This is a genomic window from Acetobacter aceti NBRC 14818 (genome assembly GCF_000193495.2).
Lineage (GTDB): Bacteria > Pseudomonadota > Alphaproteobacteria > Acetobacterales > Acetobacteraceae > Acetobacter > Acetobacter aceti.
Genome location: NZ_AP023410.1, coordinates 3,257,495 through 3,277,295 on the forward strand (window position 1 = coordinate 3,257,495; position 19,801 = coordinate 3,277,295).

The 19,801-nt window shown below is 55.7% G+C and carries 15 protein-coding genes and 2 pseudogenes; 6 read left to right on the forward strand and 11 right to left on the reverse strand.

From position 1 onward, the window contains the following. Positions 1-89: 89 nt before the first annotated feature. The 10 genes from uraH to EMQ_RS15035 all read right to left on the reverse strand — a co-directional run bounded on the left by uraH (position 90) and on the right by EMQ_RS15035 (position 10,386). Entirely contained in the window at positions 90-443 is a 354-nt protein-coding gene (gene uraH / locus EMQ_RS14990; protein WP_010667472.1) for a hydroxyisourate hydrolase, read from the reverse strand. Then, positions 440-967: a 2-oxo-4-hydroxy-4-carboxy-5-ureidoimidazoline decarboxylase gene (uraD, locus tag EMQ_RS14995; RefSeq protein WP_010667471.1), complete on the reverse strand. Its 528-nt coding sequence runs from the start codon at positions 965-967 to the stop codon at positions 440-442. Before uraD ends, uraH begins: the two co-directional genes overlap by 4 nt. After that, on the reverse strand, positions 964-1,878 hold the full coding sequence (puuE, locus tag EMQ_RS15000; RefSeq protein WP_010667470.1) for an allantoinase PuuE: 915 nt from the start codon (positions 1,876-1,878) through the stop codon (positions 964-966). Before puuE ends, uraD begins: the two co-directional genes overlap by 4 nt. Further along, a complete protein-coding gene (locus tag EMQ_RS15005) occupies positions 1,875-3,137 on the reverse strand; it encodes a pyridoxal-phosphate-dependent aminotransferase family protein (protein ID WP_018307756.1) in 1,263 nt (420 codons plus the stop codon). The genes puuE and EMQ_RS15005 overlap by 4 nt, the downstream gene beginning before the upstream one ends. Then, positions 3,134-4,459 (reverse strand): allantoate amidohydrolase, encoded by a 1,326-nt coding sequence (locus tag EMQ_RS15010; protein ID WP_010667791.1) that lies wholly within the window; start codon positions 4,457-4,459, stop codon positions 3,134-3,136. The genes EMQ_RS15005 and EMQ_RS15010 overlap by 4 nt, the downstream gene beginning before the upstream one ends. Continuing rightward, entirely contained in the window at positions 4,453-6,048 is a 1,596-nt protein-coding gene (locus tag EMQ_RS15015) for a gamma-glutamyltransferase family protein (RefSeq protein ID WP_010667790.1), read from the reverse strand. The genes EMQ_RS15010 and EMQ_RS15015 overlap by 7 nt, the downstream gene beginning before the upstream one ends. A gap of 226 nt (positions 6,049-6,274) precedes the next feature. Continuing rightward, complete coding sequence (locus EMQ_RS15020) at positions 6,275-7,597, reverse strand: ammonium transporter (protein ID WP_010667789.1); 1,323 nt, start codon at positions 7,595-7,597, stop codon at positions 6,275-6,277. Between the two features lie 142 nt (positions 7,598-7,739). Further along, complete coding sequence (locus EMQ_RS15025) at positions 7,740-8,480, reverse strand: tetratricopeptide repeat protein (protein ID WP_010667788.1); 741 nt, start codon at positions 8,478-8,480, stop codon at positions 7,740-7,742. 370 nt (positions 8,481-8,850) lie between these two features. Then, positions 8,851-9,153 carry a hypothetical protein gene (locus EMQ_RS15030; RefSeq protein ID WP_132012073.1) on the reverse strand — a complete coding sequence of 101 codons (303 nt, stop codon included), beginning with the start codon at positions 9,151-9,153 and terminating at the stop codon, positions 8,851-8,853. A 339-nt stretch (positions 9,154-9,492) separates the two neighbouring features. Next, positions 9,493-10,386: a LysR family transcriptional regulator gene (locus tag EMQ_RS15035; protein WP_018307754.1), complete on the reverse strand. Its 894-nt coding sequence runs from the start codon at positions 10,384-10,386 to the stop codon at positions 9,493-9,495. Between the two features lie 232 nt (positions 10,387-10,618). On the opposite strand from EMQ_RS15035, the gene EMQ_RS15040 reads away from it, so the two are divergent. The 6 genes and pseudogenes from EMQ_RS15040 to EMQ_RS15065 all read left to right on the forward strand — a co-directional run bounded on the left by EMQ_RS15040 (position 10,619) and on the right by EMQ_RS15065 (position 18,780). Next, the gene (locus tag EMQ_RS15040) at positions 10,619-11,320 is read left to right on the forward strand and encodes an isochorismatase family protein (RefSeq protein WP_010668447.1); all 702 of its coding nucleotides are present in this window, start codon (positions 10,619-10,621) and stop codon (positions 11,318-11,320) included. 80 nt (positions 11,321-11,400) lie between these two features. Continuing rightward, entirely contained in the window at positions 11,401-13,479 is a 2,079-nt protein-coding gene (locus tag EMQ_RS15045) for a hydantoinase/oxoprolinase family protein (RefSeq protein WP_010668446.1), read from the forward strand. Positions 13,480-13,493: 14 nt separating this feature from the next. Next, positions 13,494-15,272, forward strand: a complete 1,779-nt coding sequence (locus EMQ_RS15050) for a hydantoinase B/oxoprolinase family protein (RefSeq protein ID WP_035349849.1) — start codon at positions 13,494-13,496, stop codon at positions 15,270-15,272. Positions 15,273-15,304: 32 nt separating this feature from the next. Then, positions 15,305-16,672, forward strand: a complete 1,368-nt coding sequence (locus EMQ_RS15055) for a purine-cytosine permease family protein (RefSeq protein WP_010666836.1) — start codon at positions 15,305-15,307, stop codon at positions 16,670-16,672. Further along, positions 16,665-17,936: a cytosine deaminase gene (locus tag EMQ_RS15060; RefSeq protein WP_010666837.1), complete on the forward strand. Its 1,272-nt coding sequence runs from the start codon at positions 16,665-16,667 to the stop codon at positions 17,934-17,936. Before EMQ_RS15055 ends, EMQ_RS15060 begins: the two co-directional genes overlap by 8 nt. Before the next feature lie 88 nt (positions 17,937-18,024). Continuing rightward, positions 18,025-18,780 (forward strand): annotated as a pseudogene (locus EMQ_RS15065) (IS5 family transposase). Between the two features lie 148 nt (positions 18,781-18,928). Here EMQ_RS15065 and EMQ_RS15070 read toward each other — a convergent pair. After that, positions 18,929-19,657 (reverse strand): annotated as a pseudogene (locus EMQ_RS15070) (IS5 family transposase). Positions 19,658-19,801 lie beyond the last annotated feature (144 nt).

The window sequence follows — 19,801 nt, forward strand, 5'->3', positions numbered from 1 at the left end:
ATGCAACCAGAAGCACGTCGCGAAGGCGACGTGGTGCTGTCCGGGAAGAACGTTTGAGTGGGCTAAGCCCTGAATGCTTCAGGAGTGGATCAGCTGCCTCTGTAGGTTGAATAGGCAAACGGCGCGACCAGAAGAGGCACGTGATAATGGCTGCCCGTCTTGCCTTCGCGAGGGGCGGCAATCCCGAAGATGATCGGCACTGTATCGAGAAATGGCGGCTCACTCAGCGCAACACCTTCCCGGCGGAAATACGGGGCGACCGCAAATTCCAGCCGGTATGAGCCGGGCTCCAGCTCACCGAGCGATTTCAGTTCTGGGCAGCGCCCGTCCTCGTTGGTGACGCCTGCGAACAGGATGGTCTCACCCCGCCAGAGCGTGACCGACATGCCGGCGGCAGGCCGACCACTGACCTGATCCAGAACGTGGGTTGAAAGACTGCTCATGCTTTCGTCTCCAGTGTCTTCAGAACATCGCGGCAGCGTATGGCGGCGATCTTGTCGATTTCCGCCAGTGCGGCCCGGCGCTCTTCGTCGGCAGTGTTGCGCGTCCGACGCTCCATCTCATTGAGAATATGGTCCTTCTCGCTGAGCCGGACGCAGATGATGAAGGGCATGTCGAATTTTGCCCGATAGGCTTCATTGCTCGCCGTGAAGCGGGCATGCTCGGCGGGTGTCAGGCGATCAAGCCCTGCGGAAGACTGCTCGTTCTGCGAGGCCGCGGTCAGTGTGTCATCCACCCCGACCTTACGCGCCAGTTCGGGGTGCTCACGGATCAGCAGCATCTGGGTGTCAGACGGCGCTTTGGCAACCACGTCACGAAAGGCGGCAAGCAGCGCCTCCTCATCCTGAAAAGGCCGCGCCTTCCATGCTTGCTGCGCGATCCAGGGCGAATGTTCGTAGAGCGCACCGAACAACTTGGTGAAGTCGTCCTGATTCAACGCATTGATATGGGCGAAGACAGTGTTCATTCCGGAAAGACCTTGAGCCAGTGGCGGGCGATGTCGATGCGCCGCGCGACCCAGACCCGGTCATGCTGCCTCACATGGTCAAGGAACCGCGCCACGGCCCGTGCCCGTCCCGGTCGTCCGGCAATGCGGCAATGAAGCCCGACGGACATCATCCGGGGGTGAGTGGCTCCTTCCTCCCACAGCTGATCGAATGTATCGCGCAGATAGCGGAAGAACTCCTCGCCCTCTGAAAAACCGTTATACGCCACGATCTTCATGTCGTTCACGTCGAGCGTGTAAGGCACGATCAACTGCGGCTTTCCCGTTACGGATTCCCATGTGTGGTCATAATAGGGGAGATCGTCGGCGTAGGAATCGGCATCGTAGACAAAACCGCCTTCTTCGGCGATCAGCCGCGCCGTGTTCGGGCTGGTGCGGCCCTGATACCAGCCCAGCGGACGCTTGCCGGTCAGCGCCTGCTGGAGCGCAATCGCACGCTGGATATGGTGACGCTCGGTCTCTTCAGGCACGTCCTGATAATCAATCCACCGCAGACCGTGCGAGGCGATTTCCCAGTCCGCCTTCATCATGGCGAACACGGCTTCCGGATTGCGCGCCATCGCCTCGGCGACGCCAAAGACCGTGACCGGCAGCTCGCGTTCCGTGAACAGACGATGCAGACGCCAGAATCCGGCGCGGGAGCCGTATTCGTAGAGGCTCTCCATCGCCATCGCCCGGGCATCGGGAATGGAGCGTGCGCCGACCATTTCGGAGAGAAACGCCTCCGACCCGGCGTCACCATGCAGGACGGAGTTTTCAGCCCCCTCCTCGTAATTGATGACGAACTGCACGGCCACACGGGCCTTGCCGGGCCATTCCGGGTCCGGCGGGTTCGCGCCGTAACCCACCATGTCGCGGGGATAAGTGCTCATGCGTCGTGCGCTTTCAGGGCATCCGGAAGCACCTTGTTCCATGCGATCAGCGCGGCATCCACGCCAGCACCACGCGGGGTGGCGTAGCCTTCCGCGGCCAGAACGCTTTCCAGTGCGCCGAGCGTCAGGAGCACCTTGTGCTTCATGGCGTTGTAGCCCATTGCGCCAATCCGCCAGATCTTGCCAGCCAGCGGCCCGAACGCCGTGCCGATCTCGATCTCGAAATCCTCGCGCATCCGGCGACGTACCGCCTCACCATTCACCCCATCCGGAATCCACACGCCGGTCACGTTCGTCATGCGGTATTCATCGTGCCCGAACACTTTCAGCCCCAGAGCCCGAAGTCCCGCTGTCATGGCGGCTCCGGCAGCACGGTGACGATCGAAGCGGTTTTTCAGACCCTCTTCCAGCATCACCCGCCCGCACTCACGTGCGCCATAGAGCATGGTCGTTGCTTCGGTATGGTGGTTCAGACGCTTCTCCGACCAGTAATCCATGACCATGGCCAGATCGAAGTAGTTGGAGCTGATCCGCGCCCCATAACCATCATCGGCATCCGCGCCGCGAATGCCTTTTTCCACGTGACGACGGCTGAAGATATGCTCGGCAGCGCGGTCGGAAATCGTGATGGGTGAGGAGCCCGGCGGCCCTCCCATGCACTTCTGAAGCCCTGCCGTGACGATATCCAGACCGCAGCCGTCCACATCCACCGGCATGCCGCCGAGGGTGGCGGTCGCATCGACATAGGACAGCACGTCATATTTGCGGCAGAGTTCGCCCAGACCTTCAAGCGGCTGTGCCGTTGTCGTGGAGGTGTCGCCGTGAATACAGGCGAAGACGCGCGGCTTGTGTGCCTTGAAGGCGGCCTCGATGGCGTCCAGAGAAGCGACTTCGCCCCATTCCAGATCAATCGTGCGAATGTCCGCCCCGATCCGCTCCGCGATTTCAGATAGCAGGAGGCCGAACCGCCCGGCACGCACGATCAGCACCGTCATGCCGGGTTCCAGCAGCGACACCAGCGCCGCCTCGATACCCGCGCGCGCCGTGCCGTCGATCAGGAACGTCCAGCGGTTCCGCGTCATGAACACTTCCCGATAGAGTTCCATCGTCTCGTTCATGTAGGTCGTCATCTCGGGATCGAATTGCCCAAGCATGTCCGCGCTCATCGCCCGCAGCACACGCGGATGCACATTGACCGGTCCCGGTCCCATCAACAGACGCTGCGGCGGATCGATCTGGCCGAAAACTGGCACGGTCATGCGGAATGTCTCCCTTGGGTCTTGCTGCAATCGTCGGCGAAGAGGCGGACAAAGCGGGTCAGCGCGATAACGGCCTCGCCTACGTCGGCGGGCAGCACGGCTTCCGCCGGGTTGTGACTGATGCCTTTCTCGCAGCGGATGAACAGCATCGCCATCGGCGCCAGTCGCGACATGATCATCGCGTCATGCCCCGCGCCGCTCACCAATACGCGTGCAGGCTCGCCGGTCACGTCCTGAACGGCTGTTTCCATCAGCGTCATGAGATGCGGATCACAGGGGGAGGGATCGAGATTTTCACGGGGGATGATCTCGATCTCGACGCCACGGCGTTCGGCAATCTCTTTCAGGGCGGCAAGAAACACGTCCACGGTCCTGTCGCGTGTCGTGTTGGTTCCGGCGCGGACGTCGATGGTGAAAGTGACGTCACCCGGCACGACATTCGCCACGCCCGGCCATGTGCGCAACAGACCGACAGTGGCCACAAGCCCGTCGCGATCCCCGCCCGCCACACCGATGCGCTCGATGGCCAGAACCATTTCCGCCGCCGCCGTCAGCGCATCCTGCCGAAGTGACATCGCCATGGTGCCGGCATGACCCGCCATGCCATGCACCCTGATCTCGAAACGCCTTTGCGCCGCAATGCCGCTCACCACGCCGAGCGCCCGTCCTTCGGCTTCCAGCACCGGCCCCTGCTCGATATGTGCCTCGACATAGGCCAGAACGCTGTCTTTTGGACGCCTGGCGGCCGCCATACCGCGCGGCGTCAGTCCCACGCGCGCCAGAGCCTGTTCGACCGTGAGGCCGGTGCCATCACGGAGCCCGGCAAAAGCAGCGACAGGGTCATCCTCTTCCAGAACACCGGCGATGGAGCGGGTGGTCAGCATGGTGATGGGAAAGCGTGAGCCTTCCTCATCGCCGAAACCGACAATCTCGATGGCGAAGGGAAAGCGTTCGCCTCTTTCATGAAATCCGGCGACCACTTCCAGCGCCGCGATGACGCCGAGCATCCCGTCATAGCGCCCGCCATCCCGCACCGAGTCCAGATGCGAGCCGAACAACAGAGCGGGCGCGTCCAGCGTTGTGCCTTCATAACGACCGATCAGGTTGGTGGCGGCGTCCTGCCTTACCGTCATGCCCGCCTGACGCATCCAGTTCGAAATGGCTTCCACCGTGGCAATGAACCCCGGACCAAGCCACGGGCGATAGAGCAGATCAATTTCATCGCTGAAAGGGGAAACGCCGAGCACATCACATCGGGCGACGGCGCGTTCGCCAGCCGCCGCGCCAGAGTCCGTGCCGGTGTCCGTCATGGTCCTCACCATGCCGCGACCCCTCCGTCGCTGCGTGGATCGGTCGCCCCTTCAATCACACCATCCGGATGGCGGACCAGCGCTCCGGCATGTCCCATCATGGACGTGAAAGGCGCGACCCGCTCGATGGCGTGTCCCGCTGCGCCCAGTTGTGCGATCAGAGCCGGGTCGAACCGGTCCTCATATTTCAGGGTCACGCTTTCCTGTCCCCATGTGCGTCCAAGCAGCCAGCGCGGCGCGGTGACAGCGGCCTGAAGACCCATGCCGTAACGGGCATAGCGCGAGAACACGGCGGCCTGCGTCTGTGGCTGTCCTTCGCCGCCCATCGTGCCGTAGACCATCACGCGTCCATCATCGAAGCGGGCTGCGGCCGGGTTCAGGGTGTGGAACGGCTTGCGACCGGGCCGGAGCGCGTTCCAACCATCCTCTTCAAGACGGAAACTGGCCCCACGATTCTGCCAGACGATGCCGGTCTGCGGCAGCACGACGCCGGAGCCGAACTCGAAATAGGTGCTCTGGATCATGCTCACGCCGACACCGTTCGCATCGACCGCGCCCATCCACACGGTATCGCCCGCCTGCGATGGGTGCGGCCACGGTGCGGCACGCTGCGGATCAATGGCCGCGGCCATGGCATCCAGTGCTGCCGGATCATCCAGAAGATGCTGCGCTTCGACCGTCATATAGGCCGGGTCGCCCACATGCGTGTCGCGGTAACGGAACGCCTGCTTGGTCGCTTCGATCAGTCCGTGAATATGCGCGAAACTCTCACCTTCAACGGCTTTCAGCCTGTCGAAAAGTGCGAGAATGAGCAGGGATGCAACGCCCTGTGTCGGCGGGGCCATGTTGTAGAGCGTCGCGCCCTTGATAGGCACGGAGAGCGGAGCACGGACCTGCGCCCGGTGCGTTGCGAGATCCTCGGCACTGACCGGACTGCCCGCGCTGGCAAGATCGGCAGCGATACGGCGCGCGACGGAGCCGGTATAGAAATCCTGAAGTCCGGACGCAGCCAGTTCGCGGAGGGTCGCGCCGAGGGCCGGATTGCGCAGAATATCGCCTTCTTTCAGCGGACGGCCTTCGGGTTCAAAGATAGCGGCGTAGCCCGATACAGGTGCGAGTTCGGCAGATTTCTCACGGGCCAGCGCGGCTCCGCCCGCCGTGACGGGAACACCGGCTTCGGCATGGTGAATGGCTTCGGCAAGAATCTGTTGCAGCGGCAGCACCGACCCGTTGGCTTTTTCCGCCAGTTCCAGCGCCTTCGCCCAGCCCGACAGGGTGCCTGCAACCGTATTGGCGGCCAGCGCCCCACGCCACGGCACGGTCTTGTGACCCGCCTTGCGATACAGATCCAGATCGGCGGCCGCGGCGGCGGCTCCGCAGGCGTCAATGGTTTCGGTACGTCCATCGGGCCATGTGATGAGCCAGAAGGCGTCGCCGCCGATGGAAGTCATATGAGGATAGACGACGGCGAGGGCCGCGGCGGTCGCCACGACGGCCTCAAGAGCCGAGCCGCCATCACGAAGAATGGCAAGGCCTGCCTGTGACGCCAGATGGTGCGGTGCGGTAACCATGCCGCGCAATGAACGGGCCGTGTGCAGCATCCTGCAGCCACCTTTCCTGCTATCTGTGGATCAGTTTTTCGTAGGACCAGATGTAACTTGAAAAACCTCTTTTTGCCAGTTGTCGTCCGGGATTCCGAACATGCAGAAAGCGGCAAGTCTGCCTTTTCATTGCAGTCACACCGGAACAGGCAGTTTTTTTCGACGCCGAAACGTTTTTGCCGTTATTCCGGTATCGGCTGATACGACAATCGCCCTAACCAGAGGCTCAGTCCTTGTCGTGCCCCCAGTAGGTCACGTCCATACCGTTTCTTTCGCACTCCCGGGAGATACGAAGCCCGGAGGTGGCTTCAAAAACGCGACAGATGACATAGGCGGGCACAGCAGACAGCAGAATCACTGTGATGATGCCGATCAACTGAAATAGCGGCGTGATATGGGCGTGATCGAGCGCATAGGGCGCAGGCAGATCGGTAAAACCGCCGGTTCCAGTCCCCCAGTGCAGGAAACCACCAGCCAGTGAACCGACGATGCCGGGGCCAAAGGCAAGCGGCGCCACTTTCGGCTCATCAATGTGCAGATGCACGAGCACGCGGGACACGACCACGGCAAGGATCGGACCGATCACGCCGAAGGCAAGGCTTTCCATAGAACCGGCAACATCAAAAACGGTGCCGGTCATGACGGCTCCGGCGATGGGACCGAAAAACACCCAGACCGGCTCTTTCAGAAGCGCCGCCAGAGCGGCCCCGCTGACACCACCGCCCAGCAGGGCAAGGAACACGTTTTTCAGCACGATACCCAGTCCGGTCGGGACCATGGTGATGCCGTAAACAGTCTTCCCCGGTGTGATCCAAGTCGAACCAAGGGCGATGAGCGGGATCGCCATGAAAACGAACAGCGCCCCTGAAGCAATATTGCCGTAATTGCTTGGTTTCGGCTGCACCCCTTCAGGGTCGGGAGTAAACACACCGGCTCGCGGTCCCATTCGCCATGCCGTTACCAGCGTCCATGTGCCGGTAAAGACGTAAAGCGCGACGGCTCCTTCAAAATCATGCAGACCATTATTGGTGAGAGGCGAAAGCGGACCCCATGTCAGATATGCTGCGAGCGGGCAGAAGATGAGGCCTGTTGCAAGCGACATGACATAGAGCGGCGCACTGCGTATCCGCTCCACCGTTCCGCTGTGAATGAGGGCGACGGTCGCCATGGCGAAGGTCACGAAGAAGACCGAGAAGACCTGCTGCGTATCGGCGCCGGGAACCAGTTTCGGATCCTGCGCCAAAGCGGGCGTACTCATGGCGGCACTTCCGGGCCACCAGTCAATAAAGGCCTGCAGGAACGGATGTGGCGTGCCGAATGCGGTATAGAACTGCCACTGCCAGATGGCGTCCCCCACAAAAAACGTGGCGAGACCACCGATCATGCAGGTGGTTATTTTCTGCACCCAGCAATGCAGAACATTGTTTTTTCGGACCAGACCGGCATCGACCAGACCAAGGCCGATCAGCACCAGGATCACACTGACGGCGCTGACGACATAGATGAATGCGGACAGAATATTGGCCGTCGAAACCTGTTCAGGAAACATGGGTGAACCTTTATGAAGCGCCGGACTGTCCGGATATGGAGCTTTCTGTAACGTAAAGGCTCTATGCGCAACGGGTAACCGTCAGGCGCAAGCGTCGCTGGACCGGATGTGTTCCAAAGGTCAGGCTACATGAAGGACACACTCATTTCTTCAGAAAAACGTCGAGCTTACGATCGACATCCGCAAGAAGAGCGTCATCTCCGTTCTTATCAAGCGCCGTCAGGGAGCGTTTCATCGCCTGAAGAATATCCGGTGTGACATCCTTGTCCTGAACGGCCTTCCGCCACCATGCGAGGGCTTCCTCGACAAGGTCCGCTTCAGCCAGCGCCGTCGCGTAATTGTGCTGTCCGCGATAGTCGCCCTGTTCCGCCGAGCGCCTGTACCAGGCCAGCGCTGCCTGTCGGTCCTGCGGCACTTCCCAGCCTTCTTCAAGAAAGCGGGCATAGAGGTTCATGGATTTGGCGTGACCCTTGTGGGCGGCTTCCCGGAACAGGGTGAATGCCCGTGGGCGGTCTGCGGGCATACCAAGCCCCCTCAGAGCGAGGATACCCAGATTGTAACGCCCCCATTCATCGCCGAGAGACGCGGCTTTTTCGTAATGAACAGCCGCCTGAGCCAGATCTTTCTCCACTCCGTGACCAAAGTGATAGCAACGCCCAAGCATGTTGCTGGCCGGTCCGAAACCGGCACTGGCCGCGATTTTAAACCATCCGACGGCTGCCATCGGGTCGCTCTGCATGAAAGTGCTGCTGAGAAGAGCCTGTCCCCACTGCGTCTGGGCGAGAGGGTCGCCTTTCAGGGCTTCAAGACGGATCTGTTCAATATGGGCCGGAAGAGAGGGGCGCTCGGCAGGACGTTTCCCCGGAAGCAGGCGGGAGATCATGATAGGACTCTTGTTGCAAAAGATTATCAGTATCATCGCGTGCGGAATGAGGGCAAGAATTCTGGTCGTTGCTCGCTGTCTTATGAACAGGTAGCGACTGTGTCCTTGGAGAGATCTGGCGGGTTGCAATTTGTATGCGGTCGTCTGTTGGGCAATGCGGGCTCTGTCTCATTGTGCTTTTCCGAGATACCGAGCCATGGGCTTTGTAGATCAGCGAGAATAGGTTTTTGAAGATTCAGTCAGGATGATTTTAGAGCAGGATAGTCGGTGTCTGCTTTGCGAGGTAAACGGCATGTCCGGTTTAGGCTGTGCGAGAAAGAAAAGCGGCCATTAGTAATCGGTAGGAATAGTTGTTGGCTAATAAGGTCCATCATGACGCTGACTTCATCGCACGAATGGCGTTGCAATCGATTAATTGTTCATGAGTGCTGCCTGATGCCAGTATCTCGTTAATTAAGGCGCAGCACTCTGTGTTTCCTGGAGTCAGAAGAGCACGAAACGATGCAATACGAAAAAGTCCCCATAACATTCCGGCAACGATAAAAACCGGCGATATTTTCAGTTTCACGTTGCTTCTTGGATGATTTTTGTTCCCTTGACGTTGGATCATACTGAAATTAGGGTCAGCCATCTTGTGATGGGAACGAATTGCCGTGCCATTGAGAAAGACCATGACAAGGGTCTGGTCCCCATCCTTGGCCTATGCAAAGAGGCGCTGCCATACACACAGCTTTCCCTTTTGGATGGTGCCAGAAAATCGCCCGTCTAAGGTTCTTCGGTGGGGCTTTGCGCTACCTCGATCAGAAAAGACAGACTGCATCTTGCTCATCTTACATAACTATGCAGCCTTATTGTCATGCCGTTTTCACATCAGCTTCGTAACTATCAGCGATCATTAAATTTCAAAAAAGACCTGTAGTTGAGCTGTTCGCTTATCCAGTAATCAAGACAGATCTCACATCTCTAACGTCCGCGCAGAGCCAGAACAGATTGGTGCCGTCAAATCAATGGTTCATAAATCTGTATCTTTGATAAGTGACAGAAACTTATGGATATGTGGGGAATGAGTGGCCTTGTTCCATGCAATTTGCAGCTCGATCCCCTGCGAAAGGCCAGTGATCGGCACGGCGGCGAGCGATGAGGGAATGGCGCATTTCATACATTCTGGCAGAATTGTTACACCACATCCTGCAGAGACCATACCAAAGATGGCTGTGATGTTTGATATCTTCCACGCAATATCAAGAGATACGTTGCTTTCTCTCAATAAGCTTTCAATTTTCCATCGATAAAAACTCCATTCATCGTCGTCACCCATGATGAATTTTAACGAGTTGATCATTGATGCCTGAACGAAAGGCCTGTTTGCTAAAGAGGCGGTAGCAGGCACGACGAGGAAAAGATCTTCCTGCCGCAAGGTGACAAAATCGATATCCTGATTCTGAATTGGACCGATAGTATAACCAATATCGATTTCATTTCGTGACAACTGAATCTGTTGAAGCTGACTGGGCACATAAAGTAAAGATATCAGAACATCAGGGAATGCTTCGCGAAAGGTTTTTACTGCTTTTGGCAGTAAATCTACCCCCGCAAAATTCATGTAACCAATTGAAAGATGCCCATAAAGTCCTTCCGCCACGGACCGTGCCCTCTTGATCGAGGAGATATAGCGGTCGATAACACTGCAGTTGGCTTCCAGAAAATACAGCCCGGCGTCTGTCAGGCGAACGTTATGCGTGGAACGCACAAGAAGTTGCACTCCTACCTGATTTTCCAGCTTTTGGATACGTCGTGTGAGTGCTGACTGGTCGATGTTCAGACGTGCTGCTGCCCGCCTAAAACTTAACTCCTCAGCCACCACGATAAATGTATCGAGTAAGCCGATGCTTTCCGCTCGCGCCACGATTTCTACCTTTCCTGCACAGGGCAATAAGGATGCGGATCATCCATGTCATCCTCAGGATACAGTAGTTAAGAACCAGCCTGCAAGCGGTGATGCATTTCACGCAAGAAAGGGTGTTCATTTGCCAATTCCCTGCAGCTTTCTCTCTGTGCATGTTGTTCTGGTATCGCAATGACGCTGCCTCGATAACGTGGGCATGGCGATGGATGTCTCTCGATGAAGGATGGCTCTGATGGCCCTTGATGCAAAAGAACTGGATCGCCTGCTTGAGCAGGCTTTTAACGAAGGCACACGTCTTTATCAGGAACGTGGTTTCCAGCGTCGGGTAGGATTTGGGTCACGACCTGCTCTCGTGAGCGTCGATCTGGCAAATGCGTGGACGCGTCCCGGTAATCCCTTCACCTGCGATCAGGAAAAAATGGATGGTGAAATCATCCCCGGCATGCAGAAGCTGCTTCGGACGTTCCGTGCTCATAAGCTGCCGGTCGTGCATGTTACGACAGCATACGAAATTACGGATCGCAATGCGTCTTTCACTGACATGGGACTCTGGCATGACAAGATCCCGGTAGATGTCGTTAATCTGAAAGATCGGGATCTGTGGGCAATCGACAGTCGTATTGCGCCGATCGAGGGCGAATATACTCTGCTGAAAAAGCGGGCTTCGGCTTTTCATGGAACAGAACTGGCAGGAATTCTACGTGCGGCTGGCGTTGATACGATCCTCGTGACGGGTGTGACTGCCTGTGCCTGTGTTCGCACGACGATTTGTGATGGGCTGGCTGACGGATTCCGGACAATTGCCGTCAAGGAATGTATCGGTGATCGGGTGCCAGGCGCTGTCGCGTGGAATCTTTTTGATATCGATGCAAAATTTGCAGACGTTCATACAGTTGATGAATGTGTAGAGAAAATTGCAGCACTCGCTGGCTGAGCTAGCCTGTCAGGGCACGTGAACATACATCGGTCCTGTTGCCGGTTCAGGCTGTGACGTAAGACAAGGGAAGAGACAGAATGGCTCGGATTGGGGTCGATGTAGGTGGCACGAACACGGATCTGGTGCTCGAATGTCATAAGGGCGTGTTCTACCATAAGCTGCCGACCACACTTGAAGATCAGTCTATTGGCGTGATCGAGGGAATTCTGACTCTGTGCGAGCAGGCCGGCATCCGGGTGGAGGAGGTGGAGACACTCCTCCACGGCACGACGACAGCAACCAACATCACGATTGAACACAACGGTGCCGAATGCGGGATGCTGACAACGGAGGGATTCCGCGACATCCTTCATATTGGCCGTCACAAGCGGCCATATAATTTTTCTCTGCATTTTGATGTGCCGTGGCAGTCACGGCCCCTTGTGCGGCGACGCAACCGTATCCCCATTGTAGAAAGAATTTCTCCCCCTACAGGAGAAATTGAAACACCTCTGGATGAGGTTGCCGTGCGGCAAGCCTGCGCCCTGTTTCGCAAGCGTGGGATCAAGGCTGTGGTGATCGGGTTCCTTTTCTCCTTTCTCAACGATGCCCACGAAGTGCGTGCCCGGGAGATCGTCTTGGAGGAAATACCAGACGCATTCGTATCAATTTCATCAGAAATTTCGAATACAATGCGAGAATATGAGCGTTTTTCGACAGCTGCCATGAACAGCTATGTCGGGCCGCCCACGTCCTTTTATCTTCGGCGTCTTCAGAGAGGACTTGAGGCCGCCAACATCAAGGCCCGGCTCCGCATCATGCAGTCGAACGGCGGAGTGGCATCGGTTGAAGACTGCTGTGAACGACCAGTGAACATTCTCATGTCAGGGCCCGCCGGAGGTGTGATGGGCGGTCTGTGGGAAGGCTCTGCTGCTGATGTTTCCAATATCATTACCGTCGATATCGGTGGCACGTCGGCTGATATTGCCGCCATCGTCAATGGTGAGGTGAAGGTCAAGAACCCTCGTGATACAGAGGTTGGCGGCTATCCTGTCATGGCACCGATGATCGATCTTGTGACGATAGGTGCTGGCGGCGGTTCTATTGCAAGAGTGGACGAGTTCGGCGCTTTCCATGTTGGCCCCAAATCAGCAGGATCGATGCCTGGCCCCGCATGTTATGCGCGGGGAGGGCTGGAGCCGACTGTCACCGATGCTCATATCGTTCTTGGTCGGCTTGATCCGGACAAGGCACTGGATGGTCGTCTGGCGCTTCGCCGCGATCTGGCGGAAAAAGCAATTCTTGAAAAAATTGCACAACCACTTGGTATTTCTGTTCAGGAAGCAGCTCTGGGCATTATTCGTGTCATTGATAACAACATGGCACTGGCAATCCGCTCCACGACAGTCGCCCGTGGCCTTGATCCGCGTGAATTCGCCGTCATGCCATTCGGTGGCGCAGGTCCATTGCACGGCGTTGCTCTGGCGGAAGCTGTCGGTGCTCCGGAAGTGATCGTGCCTGTGGCGCCCGGCATTACAGCTGCTGTCGGACTGCTCAGGACTGGTGTACAATATGAATATGTCGAGCCGGTGCTCGTTATGCTTCCTGCCCAGTCTGCCGATGTGGTCGGACGTCTTGAAGGCGCAGCAAAGCGTTTGAAGATTAACCTGCTGAGAGATCTTTCTTCTCTGGGTGAGGAAAACGCGACTTACGAGATTACCCTTTTTGGGGAATGTCGTTACGCAGGGCAAGGGTTTGAGTTACGTGTTCCACTGGAAAGTGACTCAATCTCACTGGATAATACAGGAAATCTTCTGAAAGATTTCCATGCCATCCACCATCGGGACTACGGCTACTCCTATCCTGATGCTCCTGTGGAGGTCGTATCGCTCCGGGCGACGGGGAAAATTCCACCTGGAGAAGAAAAAACAAGAGAGCTGCAGATTCCTGATGAGAAGGGAATTGATAGGGCTTTTCTCTACTCAAAACAGACTGTTTTCGATAACGGCCAAATCCTGGATACACCGCGTTATGACCGGACACGGTTATATCGTGGCGAACAGGTACGGGGACCTGCCCTGTTGATTCAGCAAGATGCGACGACGCTTGTTCCTCCTGGATATGCAGCAGAAATGCTATCACATGGTGGTACACGTCTGAAACGATATGCGGTATGAGCGGAGATCAGGCTGTGAATAAATCCTCAGAAAATATCGTTCTGGATCCTATTCTCCTGCAGGTCATCCGAGGAGCATTTGAGACGATAGCCAATGAAATGGCGCATGTTCTCCATCGCATGTCCTTTTCTTCGATCATTCGTGAAAGCGAGGATCTGGGCGCTGGTCTTTTTGATTCACAGTTCAATACTCTTTGTGAATCAGAATCGACACCAATGCATATTGGTTCCATTCCGGCTTATTTAAGAGGTATTCAGGATACGCTGGAGGATGGTGAGTGGTATGACGGGGATATCGTTGTACACAATCATCCTTATCACGGTTCTTCACACAGCCCCGACCTTGCGATCGTCATGCCGATTTTCCATGAGGGACGACTGATCGGATTTGCCGCCAACACGGCGCATCACGTCGATATCGGTGCGGCGACGCCAGGTCTGATCATTGATGTTCCAGATGTATTCGCAGAAGGAATGCTGTTCGCTGGAAACAAGCTGTATCGTAAAGGGCAGCCGAACAAGGCGTTGTGGAATTTTATTCGCAACAACTCCCGCGCGGCCCAGCATCTTGTCGCTGATATCGAGGCGCAGATTGCCTCGGTTCGTCTTGGCAAGACCCGTTTTCTGGAGCTTATTGAGAAGTATTCGGAAAAGACCGTGCTGGCTGCCTCTGAGCAACTCATGGATTATGCCGAACGCATGATGAGGCAGAAGATTGCTGCCATCCCTGATGGTGAGTATTCCGCAAAGGGATATCTTGATGACGATGGTCGTAACCGTGGTCAGCAACTTCCAGTCGTGGTGACTGTCCGTGTGACCGGGGACAGTCTGGAAGTGGATCTTACCGGATCGGCTTCTCAAACACCGACAGCCTATAATGTTCCGTTCGAGGGTTCGACGAAAGTGGCAGTCTATGCTGCTTTTCGAAAGCTGCTGCTGGATAGTGCGTGTCAGGATGTTCCTGTTCCATCCAATGAAGGTTCGTTCCGGCCTATTACGGTTACGGCCCCGCTCGGGTCCATCTACAATCCGGTCTTTCCGGCCTCGGCGGAAGCCCGGTTTACCCAGTGTAACAGGCTGATCGATCTGATCCTGCGCGCCCTTGCGCCTGTCATGCCGGAACAGGTTATTGCGGGATCGTCGGCGTCGATCTCGTTCGCAGCCTATTCCGGATTGAAAAGTGATGGAAATTATTGGGTGTTTCTTGAAGTAAATGAAGGAGCGTATGGTGGTCGCCCTAAATCGGATGGTCCGGATTCAATCGATAATCTCATGGCAAATACACGCAACAATCCGATCGAGGACCTTGCCATGCACCTACCCATGCGTTGTGAGCGCTATGAGCTGCGTGACGATGTTCTTCCGGGTGCAGGAGAGTTTCGTGGTGGAATTGGTGTAGTCAAGTCTCAACGGATGCTGTCAGACGGTTTCATCACCCATGAATCGGAACGCCATACGGATGCGCCTTGGGGACTCTTTGCTGGGCATGATGGCGCTGTTGGCCGATGCACGATCGCGTCAGAACAGGATAAAAAAATACGAGACATGCCATCGAAATTTTCAGGGGAGATCGTCAAGTCCGGCGATATGATGACCTATTTCAGTCCCAATGGGGGCGGCTATGGGAATCCTCTGAAACGCACCCCCACCAAGGTGCTGGATGACGTGCTTGACGGCTTCTGCTCTGTGGAAGTGGCGCATGATATTTATGGGGTCGTTCTGGATCTCGAACGCGAAGTGGTGGATGAAGCCGCTACGAACGCCCGACGCCACCTCATGATGTCTTCAACTTAATAAATAAAAGCACAGTCAAGGAATGTTCGAGGATGCGCGTAGAACAAGGCGGCGCTGCGGCCGTTCTGGAGCGGGTGCCATCCCATCTTCAGACCACCACGCCTGAAAAGATTTTCTGGAGTCATTTTTCACCCAATCTGGCTCCTGCCGCTTGGGTGATTGGAACACTTGTCGTGTTTCTCGGTCTCTCTGGCTGGGCCGGCTTCTGGGTGTTGGTGATTGGCAACCTGTTAGGTTCATTACCTGTGGCCCTATGTGCAGTTATGGGCCCGCGTACAGGCCTGCCACAAATGGAGGCTTCACGCTTTGCGCTGGGCACAGCCGGCAAACGTCTGCCCTCGCTGATCAACTGGGTCAACTGCGTGGGGTGGGATGCCGTCAACAACGTGCCATCGGCTCTGGCTTTCATGCTGTTGTTGAAAATGGCTGGACTGAATACGCCATTCTGGCTTGCATTAGGTGTGTTGGCGACTGCGCAACTTCTGGCCAGTCTCGGTGGACATGATCTGGTTCAGGTGATCGAGAAATATCTCGGATGGATCTTGCTGACGGCATTTGCTATCGTGGGCTGTATGGCTGTCTCACATGCAGGTGTGGCCCCTTCTTCAGCCTCGGTCGCGACACTCAGTTTTGCCTCAGTGACCATCGCATTGGGTACTGTCAGCAGCTTCAATATGGGATGGGCAGCCTATGCATCCGATTATACACGCTATGTGCCGGAGAACACATCCTCGAAAACTGTTTTCTTGCTGACCTTTCTTGGAACATTTCTGTCCTCTTTTATCATGGAGCTGTTTGGCCTTCTGACCGGTGCCGCAATAAAAGATCCGTCACCGGGGGCGGTGATTGATGCGCTCAATCAATGGTCAGGTCCTTTTGCACCCGTAGCTCTCGCTGCTGTTGCGTTCTCATCGATTGCCATTAATGCGGCGAATGACAACACAGCGTCTTATGCCCTGATTTCAGCTGGTGTGCGTGTCAATCGTATGCTCAGCGTGGCTGTCACCGCGGGAACGGCCTACATTCTTGCCGTGATGGGAGAAGGTTCTTTTGTTTCCCTGTATGAAAACTATCTGTTGCTGGCGCTTTACTGGATTGCTCCCTGGTGCGGCATTGTCATGGCGGACTGGTATTGCCGTCCTGCCCATGCGCGATCAATGCGGATGCTGACCAAAGAGGGATGGACATCGTCGGCCTCACTCTTTGTGCTGGTCACCGTTCTGACAATCGCACTTTTCTCGTCCACTCCGATTTTTGTTGGCCCGGTTGCGCAACTTCTGGATGGAGCTGATCTTGGCTATCTGGTGGGTTTCGTTCTCGGTGGTCTCGGTCAGATTCTGATTTTACGCCAGCGTCACGGAGTAGAGATACTTCCTGAAAAGGAACATTTCCATGCTTGATCTGATTATTCGTAACGCAACTCTGCCTGATGGACGTAACGTCGACATCGGTGTGCGTGATGGCCTCATCGCAGTGATGGAGCCTCACCTTGAAGGTGACGCTGGGCAAGAGATAGACGCAAAATCATATTTGGTGTCACCACCTTTCGTCGATAGTCACTTTCATCTTGACTATACTTTGACGTCAGGACTGGCTCCTGCGAACCAGAGCGGCACGTTATTCGAAGGTATCCGTAATTGGCGCTCTATCAAACCATCTTTGACAGAAGAAGGAATTTACGAACGTGCTCGTCGCCTTTGCGAGCGGTCACTGACGAAAGGGATTCTGGCTATTAGAAGTCATGTAGATATTGGAGACCCTGAATTCAAGGGAGTGCGTGCGCTGCTGCGTCTTCGGGAGGATCTGAAACCGTGGATGACCATTCAGCTTGTGGCGTTTCCTCAAGATGGCTTTTTTCGTAAGCCTGATGCAGAAAAACTGTTTACGCAGGCTTTAGGTATGGGACTGGACGTTGTCGGTGGAATTCCGCACTATGAACGCTCCCGGAATGAAGGTGACAGAAGTATTCATGAACTGTTCCGTCTTGCGGCAGAAAACAATCTGCTCGTTGATATGCATTGCGATGAAAATGATGATCCGGAGTCACGTCATATAGAAACTATGGCTGCGTGCAGCGTGAAGTTTTCATTGCAGGGACGCGTGGCGGGGTCACACCTGACGTCCATGCATTCGATGGATAACGCCTATGCCGACAAGCTGATTTCCCTGATGGCGGAATCAGGCGTCGCGGCTATTGCCAATCCCCTGGTCAACATGACGCTTCAAGGACGCTTTGACACCTATCCCCGTCGTCGTGGCATGACACGTATTCCAGAACTTCTGGCTGCGGGTATTCCAGTAGGGCTCGGCCATGATTGTGTGATGGATCCCTGGTACGGGCTCGGTAGTCACGACATGCTCGAAGTGGCTTCCATGGCAGTGCACGGTGCACATATGACCGGCGCTGACCAGATTTCGGACTGTTTTGCCGGTATTACCACGCTGCCAGCACGGATTATGCATTTGGAGAATTATGGGCTGGAGGTCGGTAAAGACGCTGATCTTATCATTCTTCAGGCGAACTCAGTTATGGATGCGATCCGTCTCCGTCCGGAGCGGCTGTATGTGCTGCGGAAAGGTCAGGTAATTTCAACGTCTTTCCCTTCTGTTTCGACATTATATCTCGGCAATGAGAAGACAATCGATGCGGCGCGTGGCTGGTAATTGGGACGTGTCGTCAACTAGCGCCTGGCGTTATAAGGCTTATAATTTCATATGATCTGTGACGTTTTCTCCCCGATTTCTGGGAGCGATGGGAATGCGCCGGTATGGGCTGAGCGACAGCCAGTGCGAGCGGATAAAGGACTTTCTCCCCGGTCGTGAAGATCATGTCGGAGGAGCGGTCGCGACAACCGTCTTTTCATGGAAGAGGTGCTGTGGATTGTGCGCACTGGCAGTCCATGGCGTGATCTGCCTGCCCTGTTCGGCAACTGGAGCACGGCGTTCCGTCGCTTCAGCGACTGGTGCACTGCTGATGTTTTCAAACGGATTTTCGATGCATTATCCGGTGATCCGGATATGGAATATGCAATGGTCGATGCAACGATCGTAAAGATTCATCGTCATGGTCAGGGCGCTAAAGGGGGTCTCAGGGCCAAGCCATAGGCCGCTCGAAAGGCGGCATGACGACGAAGATTCTCGCGCTTACGGATGCTCTGGGCAATCTCGTTCGTTTCCGTCTGATGCCCGGACAGCGCTTCGACAGTGTGGAAGTGCCATCGTTGATTGACGGTCTCGAATTCGATGCCTTCATCGCCGACAAGGCGTTCGACAGCAACGCCATCATTGCCGAACTGAATGAAAGGGGCGCAACAGTCGTTATTTCCCAGCATCCGCGACGTTCAAAGCCGCTGCTGCTGGATCGGGAAATCTATAAATGGCGGATCTGACCGAGAATTTCTTCTGTAAGCTCAAGGAATTCAAACGCATCGCAATGCGGGCCGACAAAATAGACGCAAGCTTTAGCGCCATGACCTATCTCGCCGCAGCCATCATCCATTCGTGGTGAATCCCCACAAGCCCTAGTCTGACGGGCAAGGGAAAGCACGCAAAAGTGGCTCTGACCGCTCTCATGCGACGTCTCGTTATTCTGGTGAATGTCCTGTTACGTAATGATAGGTTATGGGAACCACGTCACACTTGACCAAGACGGATACTCATTCCTTGAGCCAGAAGATGAAGCTTGCTGCGATATGGATTGCTGACATGAAGGTGTGAGTACAGCGGTCATATCTGGTGGCGACGCGCCGCCAGTCTTTGAGCTTTGCGAACATGTTTTCAATCAGGTGACGTTTTTTATAGAGATGCCAGTCGTAAGGTGGCTTTGATTTCCGGTTCTTCTTCGGCGGAATACAGGCGGTGATATTCCGGTCTGCGAGAGACAGCCTGATTTTATTGCTGTCGTATCCCCGATCCCCGATGACTTCTTCTGTCTTATCGGGAAGATCGCTCAGAAGAAGGTCTGCGCCTTTGAAGTCACTCACCTGGTCCGCTGTCAGATGAAGACGGACCGACCGTCCCAGACCATCACATACAGCATGAGCTTTGAGTTCAGTCCGTCTTTGGTTCGTCCGATATGGCGGGGAAAAGCCCCTTTTTGAGCAAAGACGATGCCATTCTGTGCGCTTTGAGATGTGTCTCATCAATCATCAGACGCTTCGAACGGCCAGTCTGCTCTGTCAGGTCGACAAAGATCCTGTCAAAGACACCCAGGCGGCTCCAGCGGATAAACCGGTTGTATAAAGTCTTGTGCGGACCATGCGCTTTCGGGGCATCTTTCCGCTGAAGACCGTTGCAGATCACGTAAACAATTCCGTCCAGAACACGGCGGTCACCCACGCACGGAACCCCATGCGCCAGTGGGAAAAGTGCCTGATCTGTTCCATCTGATGCCCGAACAGAAAAACACGTCACTCACAGACCCATCCTCCATCAACAGGCCTGTGAATCACAACAATATACTCAGCTCAATAAATTAAAAGGTCCTGAGCCTAAATCTAAGAATGGATGATTCAAATCGATATAGGTCA

Bases quoted from the DNA above. Each gene is read 5' to 3' on its own strand.
- uraH (WP_010667472.1), bottom strand. From the start codon at position 443: ATGAGCAGTCTTTCAACCCACGTTCTGGATCAGGTCAGTGGTCGGCCT.
- uraD (WP_010667471.1), bottom strand. From the start codon at position 967: ATGAACACTGTCTTCGCCCATATCAATGCGTTGAATCAGGACGACTTC.
- puuE (WP_010667470.1), bottom strand. From the start codon at position 1,878: ATGAGCACTTATCCCCGCGACATGGTGGGTTACGGCGCGAACCCGCCG.
- EMQ_RS15005 (WP_018307756.1), bottom strand. From the start codon at position 3,137: ATGACCGTGCCAGTTTTCGGCCAGATCGATCCGCCGCAGCGTCTGTTG.
- EMQ_RS15010 (WP_010667791.1), bottom strand. From the start codon at position 4,459: ATGGTGAGGACCATGACGGACACCGGCACGGACTCTGGCGCGGCGGCT.
- EMQ_RS15015 (WP_010667790.1), bottom strand. From the start codon at position 6,048: ATGCTGCACACGGCCCGTTCATTGCGCGGCATGGTTACCGCACCGCAC.
- EMQ_RS15020 (WP_010667789.1), bottom strand. From the start codon at position 7,597: ATGTTTCCTGAACAGGTTTCGACGGCCAATATTCTGTCCGCATTCATC.
- EMQ_RS15025 (WP_010667788.1), bottom strand. From the start codon at position 8,480: ATGATCTCCCGCCTGCTTCCGGGGAAACGTCCTGCCGAGCGCCCCTCT.
- EMQ_RS15030 (WP_132012073.1), bottom strand. From the start codon at position 9,153: ATGGTCTTTCTCAATGGCACGGCAATTCGTTCCCATCACAAGATGGCT.
- EMQ_RS15040 (WP_010668447.1), top strand. From the start codon at position 10,619: ATGGCCCTTGATGCAAAAGAACTGGATCGCCTGCTTGAGCAGGCTTTT.
- EMQ_RS15045 (WP_010668446.1), top strand. From the start codon at position 11,401: ATGGCTCGGATTGGGGTCGATGTAGGTGGCACGAACACGGATCTGGTG.
- EMQ_RS15055 (WP_010666836.1), top strand. From the start codon at position 15,305: ATGCGCGTAGAACAAGGCGGCGCTGCGGCCGTTCTGGAGCGGGTGCCA.
- EMQ_RS15060 (WP_010666837.1), top strand. From the start codon at position 16,665: ATGCTTGATCTGATTATTCGTAACGCAACTCTGCCTGATGGACGTAAC.